This window comes from Rouxiella sp. Mn2063 (assembly GCF_049319665.1).
Lineage (GTDB): Bacteria > Pseudomonadota > Gammaproteobacteria > Enterobacterales > Enterobacteriaceae > JBMOUD01.
The window spans coordinates 362,398-374,882 of the sequence record NZ_JBMOUD010000004.1; the positions used below are offsets into that span (position 1 = coordinate 362,398).

12 protein-coding genes are annotated in these 12,485 nt (G+C 50.7%); 9 read left to right on the forward strand and 3 right to left on the reverse strand.

Annotation, left to right across the window (positions count from 1 at the left end; translation table 11 throughout):
* The first annotated feature begins 121 nt into the window (after positions 1-121).
* The 3 genes from ACL9RG_RS09165 to ACL9RG_RS09175 all read left to right on the forward strand — a co-directional run bounded on the left by ACL9RG_RS09165 (position 122) and on the right by ACL9RG_RS09175 (position 1,782).
* Positions 122-1,015, forward strand: a complete 894-nt coding sequence (locus tag ACL9RG_RS09165) for a LysR family transcriptional regulator (RefSeq protein WP_422792281.1) — start codon at positions 122-124, stop codon at positions 1,013-1,015.
* 79 nt (positions 1,016-1,094) lie between these two features.
* Complete coding sequence (locus ACL9RG_RS09170; RefSeq protein ID WP_422792282.1) at positions 1,095-1,481, forward strand: type II toxin-antitoxin system RelE/ParE family toxin; 387 nt, start codon at positions 1,095-1,097, stop codon at positions 1,479-1,481.
* Position 1,482: 1 nt separating this feature from the next.
* Positions 1,483-1,782: a helix-turn-helix domain-containing protein gene (locus tag ACL9RG_RS09175; RefSeq protein WP_422792283.1), complete on the forward strand. Its 300-nt coding sequence runs from the start codon at positions 1,483-1,485 to the stop codon at positions 1,780-1,782.
* Positions 1,783-1,796: 14 nt separating this feature from the next.
* Here the strand turns inward: ACL9RG_RS09175 and ACL9RG_RS09180 are convergent, their stop codons facing one another.
* Both ACL9RG_RS09180 and ACL9RG_RS09185 read right to left on the reverse strand, forming a co-directional pair.
* Positions 1,797-2,732: an AraC family transcriptional regulator gene (locus ACL9RG_RS09180; protein WP_422792284.1), complete on the reverse strand. Its 936-nt coding sequence runs from the start codon at positions 2,730-2,732 to the stop codon at positions 1,797-1,799.
* A gap of 21 nt (positions 2,733-2,753) precedes the next feature.
* On the reverse strand, positions 2,754-4,178 hold the full coding sequence (locus ACL9RG_RS09185) for an aldehyde dehydrogenase family protein (protein ID WP_422792285.1): 1,425 nt from the start codon (positions 4,176-4,178) through the stop codon (positions 2,754-2,756).
* A gap of 150 nt (positions 4,179-4,328) precedes the next feature.
* Between ACL9RG_RS09185 and ACL9RG_RS09190 the strand changes: the two genes are divergently transcribed.
* From ACL9RG_RS09190 to ACL9RG_RS09215, 6 genes are all read left to right on the forward strand, one after another.
* Entirely contained in the window at positions 4,329-4,805 is a 477-nt protein-coding gene (locus tag ACL9RG_RS09190; protein ID WP_422792286.1) for a peptidoglycan recognition protein family protein, read from the forward strand.
* 60 nt (positions 4,806-4,865) lie between these two features.
* On the forward strand, positions 4,866-5,498 hold the full coding sequence (locus ACL9RG_RS09195) for a TetR/AcrR family transcriptional regulator (protein ID WP_422792287.1): 633 nt from the start codon (positions 4,866-4,868) through the stop codon (positions 5,496-5,498).
* Between the two features lie 491 nt (positions 5,499-5,989).
* Entirely contained in the window at positions 5,990-6,442 is a 453-nt protein-coding gene (locus tag ACL9RG_RS09200; RefSeq protein WP_422792288.1) for a (2Fe-2S)-binding protein, read from the forward strand.
* A gap of 11 nt (positions 6,443-6,453) precedes the next feature.
* Positions 6,454-8,643: a molybdopterin cofactor-binding domain-containing protein gene (locus ACL9RG_RS09205; RefSeq protein ID WP_422792289.1), complete on the forward strand. Its 2,190-nt coding sequence runs from the start codon at positions 6,454-6,456 to the stop codon at positions 8,641-8,643.
* An 11-nt stretch (positions 8,644-8,654) separates the two neighbouring features.
* A complete protein-coding gene (locus ACL9RG_RS09210) occupies positions 8,655-9,884 on the forward strand; it encodes a c-type cytochrome (RefSeq protein WP_422792290.1) in 1,230 nt (409 codons plus the stop codon).
* Positions 9,871-10,995 (forward strand): XdhC family protein, encoded by a 1,125-nt coding sequence (locus ACL9RG_RS09215; RefSeq protein WP_422792291.1) that lies wholly within the window; start codon positions 9,871-9,873, stop codon positions 10,993-10,995. Before ACL9RG_RS09210 ends, ACL9RG_RS09215 begins: the two co-directional genes overlap by 14 nt.
* On the opposite strand, the gene ACL9RG_RS09220 is transcribed toward ACL9RG_RS09215, so the two are convergent.
* Complete coding sequence (locus tag ACL9RG_RS09220) at positions 10,988-11,596, reverse strand: nucleotidyltransferase family protein (RefSeq protein ID WP_422792292.1); 609 nt, start codon at positions 11,594-11,596, stop codon at positions 10,988-10,990. The genes ACL9RG_RS09215 and ACL9RG_RS09220 overlap by 8 nt on opposite strands.
* Between the last annotated feature and the right edge of the window lie 889 nt (positions 11,597-12,485).

Here is a 12,485-nt window from a genome sequence, read left to right on the forward strand (position 1 = left end):
TGGCCTTCGTCGCTCGTTGGCCGGTGAGCAGATAATGCACCCTTGACGCTTTCGGATAATCACCTAACATTCGTTATCACTATCCGAAAATAACGAACAATCACGCTAAGGCTCGCCCCTAATGGACAAACTCGACAGCATGCGTTTATTTAGCAGAGTAGTAGAGCTGCGCAGTTTCACCAAAGCTGCGCAAGATTTAGGTCTCAAACGCTCGACTGTGACAGATGCCATTAAGCAGTTGGAAGAACGACTGAAAATAAGATTGCTGCAACGTACGACTCGTCATGTCAGCGCGACCTTAGATGGCGAAGCCTATTATCAACGCTGCCTGCGTATTCTGGCCGATGTGGAAGAAGCTGAAATGGCCTTTGCCGGGGCAAAACCAAAGGGACTGTTGCGCATTGATGTTCACGGCACGCTGGCACGTCATTTTATCCTACCGGGTATGCCAGAGTTTCTGAGGCAATATCCTGATATCGAACTCTTTATGAGCGAGGGCGATCGCTTAGTTGATTTAGTCCGTGAAGGCATTGACTGTGTAGTCAGGGTGGGTGAACTCAAAGACAGCGATATGGTGGCACGACTGCTCGGCAGGCTCGAAGAAATAACCTGTGCCAGCCCGGAGTATCTGGCTCGCTACGGCGTACCAGCAACGCTTAACGACCTAGACGGGCATCGAATGGTTGGCTTCCGTTCGACCGCCACCGGCAATGTGCTGCCGCTGGTGTTTAACATCGAGGGTAAGCCGCAGCAGCTCATGCTGCCGACCACCATTTCGGTCAGCGGGGCGGAGAGTATGAAAGAGGCGGCTCGACGAGGAATGGGCATCATTCAAGTACCGCGTTACGGCGTCGCGGACGATTTAGCACAAGGTCGTTTGCTCCCTGTACTCAGTCAATTCCCTCCCGGCTCAATGCCCGTTTCTCTACTTTATCCACGAAATCGCCAACTTTCGCCACGAGTTCGCGTATTTATCGATTGGCTAGTCGGGGAATTCGCGCAAAGGAACCAGTGATGATCTGATAAGAACATTGCCCCTATAGCTTACTTGCTATACACTTCTCATAGTAATTACGCTATAGGGAGTTAGCGCAATGTGGGACCTTATTACAACAGATACTTTTGACACTTGGTTAGATGCTCAGGATGAAAGTGTAAAAGAAGATATTATTGCCATGCTCGGTATTTTGAAAGAAATAGGCCCTAATCTTGGGCGGCCGTACGTTGATAATATACGAGCTTCAAACTACCCAAACATGAAAGAGCTACGCGTCCAGAGTAGTGGTTTACCATTCAGAGGTTTTTTCGCCTTCGACCCTTTAAGGCAAGGCATAATCTTATGTGCTGGCAATAAAAAGGGTCTGAATGAGGAACAGTTCTACACAGACATGATAGCTATCGCAGATGCAGAATACGCTAAACATTTAAAAAAGTTATCTCAGCCTGAGATAGTGAAAAAATCGACTAAGAAGGGGAAATAACATGTCTACTTTAGAAGAACTCTTAGCGAAACAATCACCTGAAAGTCAGAAGCGCATAGCTGAAAAAATGGATGTGTTACGCGTTGAGGTTGTTTTGAGCAAACTGCGCGAAGAATTTGAAATGTCTCAGAACCAAATGGCAGCCGCTATGGGTATTTCACAACCTACTGTGGCGAAAATGGAAAAAGCAGACAACGATCCGCGCTTATCAACCCTAAAACGTTACGTAGCGGCAATGGGTGGAGAATTACGACTTGATGTAAAACTACCGGACGGTAAGCACGTCGCGTTTAACATCTGATTTATTCGCTTTATTTATAACACAATCCCCTGCTGTCTCAGCGCATCCATATCCTGTAATGGCGGCGCACCAAACGAGCGGCGGTACTCACGGTTAAACTGCGACGGACTTTCGTAACCGACCCTGAACGCCGCCGTTGCGGCGTCAATTTTGCCGCTGAGCAACAGCCGTCGCGCTTCTAGCAGTCGGATCTGTTTTTGGTACTGTAACGGGCTCATCACCGTCGTGGCTTTAAAGCGGTGATGCAGGCTAGAGACGCTCATACCAACATGTCGCGCCAACTCGTCCATCCGCAGTGGGTTGGCGAAGTTCTTGCGTATCCACACAATCGCCTCGTTAATGCCTTTGCCTTGATAATACGAGAGCAGTTGCTGATAAAACACGCCGCCTTCAGGCGCTGTGATAAGACGATAGCCAATCTCTTGCTTCACCAACGTAGCCAAGACCTGCAGCTCCTGCGGGTTATCGAGCATATTTACCAGCCGTAAGAACGCATCCAGCAACGCAGTATCAGAGACCGCCACGTAAGTTGCCGCGCCAGTTTTTGGTTTCTCTGACATCGGCATATTGAGCGTGAGGATAGTATCGGCCATCTCTTTCAAGTCGAGATCGATACGCACACCAAGATAAGGTTGCGCCAATGATGCCTGAATAACCTGCCCGGCTATCGGCATATCAATCGCCGTCAGCAGGTAACTACCGACGCCGTATTCCGTGACGCCCTGGCCTATCAATACCTTTTTCTGCCCTTGTAAAATCAGGCACATTGACGGCTCCAACATGCCTTTACTGAGTTCAGTAGGCTCAGTAAAACGGATAAAAGACAGCCAAGGTAATGCCGTTTGCAGATGTTTTCCGTTGACGTTTTTGCAAGCAAGATGATCTAAAACCGCAGCCCGTAAAGTCAGCAGCTTCTGTTCATATTCTGTGGCTTGTTGGGCTGGGTTCATCACTTATCTCCGAAGATAGAGTTAATCGTTATCCGCTATTACCGCTTTTGGCTCAAGATACGCATCCAGCCCATAAGAGCCAAATTCTCGCCCTAATCCCGACTGTTTAAAGCCACCAAACGGTGCGGCAGGTTCATCGTAGATACCGTTAATAAATATGCGCCCGGCGACAATTTGTGAAGCTACCGCGCGCGCTTTTTCGGTATCCGCAGAACTGACATAAGCGTGTAAGCCATAAACCGTATCATTGGCTATTTCAATGGCTTCCTCCACACTCCGATAAGTCAGGATAGAAATTACCGGGCCAAAAATTTCTTCTTTGGCAATGGTCATCTGCGATGTCACACCGCTAAATACCGTCGGTTTAACAAAATAACCTTTATCTAAACCGGCAGGACGCCCTTCGCCACCGCAGACCAGTTCTGCACCTTCTGCAATCCCTAGACGAATATAGTCTTCCACTCGCTGATACTGTTTAGCGGTCACCAAAGGTCCAATTTGCACCTTCGGATCGACAGGATCACCCACTACAACCTGCTCGGCAGCGCGTTTGATGATAGCCTTAACTTCATCCAGGCGGCTTTCCGGCACAATCAATCGAGTTCCAGCCAGGCAGGCTTGTCCATTGTTAAAAGTGCCGACGATCAACGCCAATGGAATAGCTTTTTCTAAATCCGCATCTTCCAGGATCACATTAGGCGATTTACCACCGAGCTCCAGCGTCACGCGCTTCATGGTATCGACTGCACCACGGGCGATGGTTTTGCCGACCAACGTCGAACCGGTAAAGGAGATTTTAGCAATATCCGGGTGGCGAGTGATCTCTGCGCCTACGACATCACCACGGCCGGTGACAATATTAAAGATCCCAGGAGGCAAGCCAGCATCGTGCAAACACTCGGTCAATAGCTGTGTTTGCGCGGCGCTTAACTCACTGGGTTTAATCACTACGGTGCTTCCCGCCGCCATCGCCGTCGCCATTTTATTGCAGATAAAGCCATAACTTGCATTCCATGGCGTAATAAGACCAACGACACCCAGTGGTTCCATCACTACCGTCGCACGGCCTTCTTTACGGACAAACGGGTAGGTGCGCAACAACTCTTGAGCTTGCAAAAATGACTGAGCTGAGCGATTTACGGTACCACTTGCCATCGCATAGGTACCGCCATATTCCTCAATCATCACGGCAATCAGTTGCTCAGAGCGAGCTTTAACCGCATCGTGCAGTTGCTGCAAATATTGTATACGCTGTGCTTTACTGGTTTTGGAGAAGGTAACATAGGCGGCCTTTGCAGCAGCAATCGCACGCTGAGTATCAATTTCATCGGCCAGTCTTACCTCGGTGGCAGGCTGTTCAGTAACAGGGTTAACCAAGGTCATTACTTCTGTGCCGTGAGGCTCGACAAACTCGCCGTTGATATAAATCTGAGAGACTTGTTTCATACGTTGCTCCGTTATGGCTGATGAGTACAGAATTTAGTCTATGTTTCTCCTCGTCGAAGGGGATAGACGGATCCTGTAGCAGCATTGCCTAATCCTGCAAAACAGGCGTAACGTATCTTCACCTCTCCTCTCACCTATAAGGGACAACATATGCCAGCCAAACCAATCGTTATTACCTTACATATTGGCAGTGAAGAAACGCAGGTAGATGTGGGTCAGTCGGTGCTGAGTATGACGCTAGGCACAGAAATTACCGCACTAGGCTATTTCCGCCACCAGCCACCAACGCCCGCCGAAATGGAAACGGCGATCATGGTGGTAGAAGATGAGATTATGCGTATTCGCTATGATATCCCAGCCGATGCGCGACTTATCAGCCAGGATCAAGACATTCGAACTATCGCGCATCTGGCGGGAGTAGCAGAAGATGAAAATATGCTGCTCTCAATCGACGCCGTCGAGCGTACCTTTGATAGATTATCTCTGGTGATTAATGGCCGTTCAGCCCACGTTGAGGGCATTCCTGCCAGTAACGAATTTGCTGCCACCTTGCTGATTTTACGTGAATTTATGCACCATTTAGGGTTTAAACAGATCGAACTAAAAGGCGCGAAAGTTACCCTATAAGCCAGCCCAAGGCCAAGATATACTTATAGGTACTATCTTTATGTACCAAGTTGAGAACTCATGAGCACACAACCAAAGCGTGGCCGCCCTCCCGTTCTTTCGTCAGCAGAACGGATGCAAGTAATTTTGGAAACCACCCAGCAATTACTTGAGCAAAAAGAGATGGATGCTCACAGTATGGCTGAAGTTGCCAAACTGGCGGGGATGTCCAAAAGGACGTTATACGACTTGGTCCCTAGTAAAGAAACGCTGATCTCTTTGGTCATTGAGCGCTCACGCAGTCGTATCGCCGATCTCTTGGACAAGCAGATAAATACCAGCGCCGAAGCGATAGAACTGCTGGAGTATTTCTGTATCCGCTGGGCTGACAATGCGCTGTCTGTGGCGGTGACCAACACTGTTCGCTTGGCCATGGATGAGCGCAGAACATTTCCCGGTATCGCCGCCGCCCACTTTGAAAAAGGCGGGGAATATCTGGCTGCAAAACTGGCGGTGTGGCTCCAACAGATGAGCGATAAAGGGCTGCTGGTGGTTGAAGACCCGATTGTGATTTCAGAAATGCTGCTGGCCTATCTTATTTCTCACCCTCTTTTTTCACAGGCACTCGATCATCGAGCTGCGCTTTCAAAGTCCGAAACCGTCGAACGGGTAAGACAAATACTGAAAATATGTCGCGTAGGGATTGCGAGCTAACCTCTTAAATATACAAAATTTGTACTGACCTCCCTCGCTGTTGCGCCCAATATTTGGGCCTAACAGCCTATGTCGCAGCTCCTCGAGCGACTCTCAAACTTATCCGTTAATCCCTCATTCTTGCTCGTATATCAGGCGTAAGAGGATCTTGACTATTACAATACCCACCAGTACCCTAATAATTAAGGTACCGATGAGTTTCCTTTATAAGGGTTGGATAAAGCTTGGTGGGAGTAGCGGCATCTGGTGGCTGAAGATTTTTCACCACGCTCTACTACACTAATAAACAGAGTTAAAAACATTGCCGATACTGTGGCTATTCTCTTGTGCTCGCCACCCTATGACACAAGGATTTTTTAACCGCAGAAAACATCCATCGGCACCTCTAATTAAGGCAATGACCGCTAAAGAAAAAACAGACGACGCATGCTTATGCACTGAACTCTGCGAGTTTCAACGGTTGCCATGAACAAAATATGCAAGAGGTCACCATGCCTACATTACTGATCAATGGGCAGCGTCGAGATGTCGATGTTCCTGCTGATATGCCCCTGCTGTGGGTGCTACGCGACGTGCTCGGGATGACCGGCACCAAATACGGCTGTGGCATTGCCCAGTGCGGCGTTTGTACCGTTCACCTCGATGGCAAAGCCGTGCGCTCCTGTGTGCTGCCGGTAAGCCAAGCCGAAGGCCATGCTATCACCACTATTGAAGCCGTGGGGGAAACCGAAATGGGCGCCCAGCTTCAAAAGGCTTGGTTAGCACATGAAGTGGTGCAGTGCGGCTACTGCCAATCAGGGCAGATTATGGCAGCGGTAGCCTTATTAGAAAGCAACCCGAAAGCCAATGATGAAGAGATCGTCACCGCAATGACCGGCAATCTTTGCCGCTGCGCGACGTACACGCGGATCAGGGCGGCAATTAAAAGCGTCAGCCAGGCTTAAGGGTACATTCTATGTCCAATGAAAAACTCTCCTCCCCACAGCTATCGCGCCGCAGACTGCTTCAAGTCGGCGCGATATCAATGGGCGGGTTAATCCTCAGTACCTGGATCCCCAGTGCTGCGGCTCGTTCCAAGGCTGGCGACGCGCTGGCTCAGGTTCGTAATCCGGGTCAAAATTTTGAAGGTTTTGGCGCGTTTGTGCAGATTGCCACCGATGGCCGCGTGCGCGTCGTGTCCTCGAAGATTGAAATGGGCCAAGGGATACAAACCGGTATCGCGATGATGGTCGCCGAGGAGCTAGAAATCGGCATGGATCAGGTCGAGATTCAGGAAGCGCCACCGGATAATCAGCGTTATATTGACCCCTTACTGCATATGCAAGGTACCGGCGGTTCTTTCTCGACCCGTTCCACCTGGGAACCATTACGTCGTGCAGGGGCTACCGCCCGTATGATGTTGATTCAGGCCGCGGCCTTAAAATGGCAGATTGCTCCCGCGCAATGCCATGCCAAAAACGGGCAAGTATTCGGCCCGCAAGGGCAAGTCGCTGGCTATGGCGAGCTGGCAGAAGCCGCGGCACAGCTGCCGATTCCAACCGATGTACCGCTGAAAAATATCGCCGATTTTACGCTGCTGGGTAAACCCGTTCAGCGCTTAGATACGCCGCATAAAGTCAACGGCCAAGCCAAGTTTACTATCGACTTACAAGTGCCCGACATGCTGATTGCTTCAACCCTCACCTGCCCGGTACTCAGCGGAAAACTACGCGCAGTGGATGAAGGTCAGGCCCGCCAGATCCCCGGCGTGCGCGATATTATCAAACTCGATAACGCCGTTGCCGTCACCGCAACCAACTTCTGGGCCTGTCAGCAGGCACTGAAAGCGCTGCGCATTGAATGGGATTATGGCGAATATGCGGATGCAGACTCCAGCGAGCTGAATAAAAGGTTACAGGATGCCACGCGCCGTGACGGCGTTATTGCCAAAAACCGTGGCGATATTAAGGCCGCGCTGAAATCGGCAAATCAGTCTTTCGAAGCCGCTTACGAGCAACCTTTACTGTCGCACTCTCCGCTTGAGCCAATGGGATGCGTTGCCCATGTGACAGCGGATGGCTGTGAACTGTGGGTCGGATCGCAAGCGCCGGTATTTGCACAGGCTGGCGTCAGCAAGATAACCGGTCTGCCGGTTGAAAAAATCACCTTGCATAACCAGCTGATTGGCGGTGCTTTCGGCCGCAGGCTGGAATCTGACTTTATCTTCCAGGCGGCCGACATCGCCCGTCACGTCAGCTACCCGATCAAATTGATCTGGAGTCGTGAAGAGGATATGACCCACGACTATTACCGCCCGCATTACATCGACAAGATTCAGGTAGCCCTAGACGAAAAAGGTCTGCCACAAGGCTGGGAACATAGCATTACCGGCGGTTCAGTATTTGCTAACTTCTTTGGCCAATTGCCGCCAGATAATGTCGACCCTGATGCGGTAGAAATTGCCGTCACTCCTATTTATAAATTGCCAAGCCTGCTGGTGCGCTTTATTCGCGAAGATCCGAAAATCGTTCAAATATCCTGGCTACGCGGCGTTGGCCCGCTGCGTAGTACCTTTGCGCTGGAATCCTTTATTGATGAGCTGGCACATAACGCCCAAATAGACCCGGTAGAATATCGCGCCAATTTAATCGAAGAACCTCGCACCTTAGCCGTATTGCGTAAAGCGGCTGAATTGGTTGATTGGCATAAACCCTTACCTTTAGGTCGCGGCCGTGGGATTGCCGTCTCGTCGGTATTTGGCAGCCATATTGCCACTGTCGTCGAGTTGCAAATGGAAGATAAACATTGCATCCGCATTACTCGCTTGCTGTCAGTTATCGACTGCGGCTTCGTCAACAACCCAACTTCGGTGCAATCACAAATTGAAGGCGGCACCTTGTTTGGCCTGTCATCCACACTGTTTAACGAAATCTCGCTCAAAGACGGCCAGGTGGAGCAGAAAAATTTCAACAATTACCGGGTGGTACGCATGAGCGATGTTCCTTCGGTTGAAGTCCATCTGATGCCGAGTCTGGAAACGCCCGGCGGCGTCGGTGAAGCGGGTGCCGTCCCGGCAGCGGCGGCGTTATGCAACGCGCTCTATGCGGCAACCAATGTGCGTATCCGCCGTTTACCACTGAGCCGTTTTGGCTACTACACAATTTAGAGGTTCCAGGAATGACGACGCTGAAAATCACCCTCGCACTCCTTCTGGCGACCACCTGGATGAGTGCTAAAGCCGATGATGCGCCACTGATTGCCAGAGGCGAATATCTGGCGCGTGCCGCCGACTGCGTTGCCTGCCACACCACACAAGGCGGCAAACCTTTTACCGGTGGACTGGCGTTCAAGCTGCCATTTGGCACCTTGTATTCACCGAATATCACCCCCGATAAAGCCACAGGCATTGGTTCCTGGAGTGATGACGATTTCGTCAACGCCGTGCAGAAAGGGGGCGGCAAAGGCGGACAACATTATTACCCGGCCTTCCCTTACACCTCTTACGGGTTAATGCCACGGGAAGATATTTTGGCCATCAAAGCCTATCTGTTTAGCCTGAAACCGGTCAATCAGCCGCCAAAAGAGAACCAGATTGGCTTCCCGTTCAACCAACGCTGGGGCATGTTTTTCTGGAATCTGGCGTTCACTCCGTCAAAAACTTTCCAGCCAGATCCTGAGAAGTCTGCACAGTGGAACCGAGGTGCCTATCTGGTACAAGGGCCGGGACACTGCGGCGAGTGCCATACGCCACGTAACCTTGCCCAGGCAATGAGCACCAGTAATTCACTGGCAGGTGCCAAAATTGGTAACTGGATAGCTTACAACATCAGTTCTGACAAAAAATACGGCGTCGGCGGCTGGCCGCAGGACGTGCTCAAGCATTATCTGAGCACCGGTGAAGCACCAGGCTACGCCATGGCCGGTGGGCCAATGACCGATGTTATCGAGAACAGCCTTAAGTATCTGACGCCAGAGGATATTCATGCGATTGCGGTTTACCTGCAAGATTCACCACCACGTCATGAAGGTATTGCACGCCCGACGCCTGAAACAATGGCGACAAACTTCGCCCAATCCGATGGCAATGAGCTAGGTAGAAAACTTTTCCTCGACTCCTGCGCCAGTTGCCACCGGATTGATGGACAGGGCAATCAAAGCCCGGTGGCGACCCTTAAGGGCCTGAAAACTGTGAATGATCCTGCGGGCACTAATCTGCTGGCAGTGGTGTTGGCAGGACATGATCCCGCTATTTTCGGATCTGAACACACCATGCCAGGTTTTGCTCAAAATTATAACAATGAAGAGATGGCCGCGCTGAGCACCTTTGTTCTGCATCACTTCGGGCAAAGCGGCGGGGTAATAAAACCGAAGGACGTTCAGGAGAGTCGTGACGGTGCCTTACATTAAGTCATTACTCGATGCGATAGACGCCTATGATGCCGACGGTTCGCAGGCCGTCTTAGCTACTGTCGTTAAGGTGGAAGGCTCGGCCTATCGCAGACCCGGAGCTCGGATGTTAATCCCGTCATATGGCCAAGCGATTGGCACCATCAGCGGCGGATGTCTGGAAAGCGAAGTGATCCAAAAGGCCTGGTGGTTAACTGAATCCGGCCCCGTGGTTTGTGCCTATAGCACAGCGGCCGATGACGACGAGCTGTTGAGCGACAACAGCTACAGTTTTGGCTTGGGCTGTAATGGCACCGTATATATCCTGCTGGAGCGCTTGGTTCATCCCTTTGTCAATCCGTTGCTCAGCACATTGCGTCAGGTACAAGAGCGCGGTGAAGGCGCAGCCATCGCCACCGTACTGAAACATACGGGACATACTGGCGAGAGAATGGCATTAACTGCCCACGGCCAGTTCAGCCAGCCATGGTCATTAACCTCGATCACCATACAGGTAGAACGCGATCTGTCTCTGGTACTTGAGAAACGTAAGTCCGCCTTGCATCGCTATATTGCCACCACAGAGGAAATCGAGGTGTTTCTGGAATATATCCCGCCAGCCCATAAATTGGTGGTATTTGGTGCCGGTCACGATGCCCAACCGCTGGTCAGTATGGCTAGTCGTTTAGGTTGGGAGGTCACGGTGATTGATGGGCGCTCACAGTTTGCTCGCGCAGAACGCTTCCCTCAGGCCAACGCAGTAATCGTCGCTGACAGCCGAGCCCCCTTCGCTTTTAATCCGCAATTGAGCGGGGCTGCAGTAGTGGTGATGACACACAGTCTTACACAGGATTTTCAGTGGCTTAAATCGGCGTTACTCTCTGATGCGGTGTATATCGGCCAATTAGGGCCAAAAGATCGCACCGAGAAATTGCTGGCTGATATCAATATGCCTACCGATCCCCGACTGCATTACCCTATCGGGCTAGATTTAGGCGGAGATACGCCAGAAAGCGTAGCTTTAGCAATACTGGCCGAGATAACAGCGGTATTGAACGGCAGAGAAGGAGGACAATTGAAGCACCGGCAGCAGACTATTCATGAGTTAATACCATCACGGCGTATTAGCTAGCCGAGGGATCGGTATCCGGCGTCTGACTGAGTTGCTCAGGCAGGTCGATATCCCAAATACAGCCGACATCGTCAACCGGTAATAATAGCGGCGGATAAGATTTCAATACGTCTCGGGCGCCCTGTTCTTGAGTTAATGCTTCCAGCATTAATTTTGTCTGCAGCGGAAAACCGACCGGATGTCCGACTTGCCCAAGATATACTGGCCGAACCGCGTTCCCTTCGGCGACGTGTAGAGCAATGTTCTCAAATAACTCGCTTTTAATAAAAGGCATATCTGCCAGCGTAATTATCCATCCCGCCCAATCCTGAGTTGCTTTCACGCCCGTCGCAATCGACTCCCCCATTCCCTGACTATTCACACAGGTAAATGGCACGCTCATTCCCTGACAGATTTCTTGTAGCTGTATGTCCTCGTGACGAAGGATAACCATCAGCGGCAAGCCAGCAGCGCGGATATGTTGAAGGCTATGTTCAAAGACACATAACGCAGTACCCGGCATATTTTCGAGCAACTTATGCCGCCCGGTAGCCTGCCGAAAACGGGTACTTTTTCCTGCTGCCAGCAGGATCACGCCAGGGGATTTTTTCGTTTTTTGCATAGCGGGTATGCGATCCGGTATTAATCTCAGACGATTATCAGATAGTAAATTAGCGTTTGAATCAACGTTGAGGATTAACGTTTGAATCAACGTTGAGATTTTAAAAGCTAGAACGGTGATTTTTCGGTTTCTCAAATGCGGTGATCAATGACGCTTCGCAGCCGAAACCGACCGAAGGGTTCAAGGCGGAACCCTTCTGGCATCCTGCGCCTTTTCCCACCTTGTTATCGAGTCCAGTGGAGGCTATGTTTCAGGAACTTCCGTTATCGCGCAAATGCCAGCCCTTCGGGCTTCCCGCTTGCGGGTTCAAGCCAATGATAATTCTATTGTCTTTCACCACTCCACCGGTGGCATTTTGAGTGCGCCTAGAGGCCGTTCAAATCAACGGCAAGATTTTTAAAAGATAGAACGGTGATTTTTCGGTTTCTCAAATATAGTGTTCAATGCCGCTTCGCAGCCGAAACCGACCGAAGGGTTCAAGGCGGAACCCTTCTGGCATCCTGCGCCTTTTCCCATCTTATTATCGAGTCCAGTGGAGGCTATGTTTCAGGAACTTCCGTTATCGCGCAAATGCCAGCCCTCCGGGCTTCCCGCTTGCGGGTTCAAGCCAATGATAATTCTATTGTCTTTCACCACTCCACCGGTGGCATTTTGAGTGCGCTTGGCGGCTTTTAAGGTCAAGTTCAAAGGCAAAGGCAGTTTATCTTTTGAATTTAAAAAAGCCCGGTGGCGCACTCAAAATTTCACTGACGAGTGGTGGAGAGACAGCGCAGCAGGCTCGAACCCGAAGGAAGGAATGGCGGAGCCATGAAATTTGCGCCTATCGCCGTAGCACCTGAAACATGGCCTCCCTTAGCGCGAATGTTGAAGTATCAAAAAAAGCGCGGGA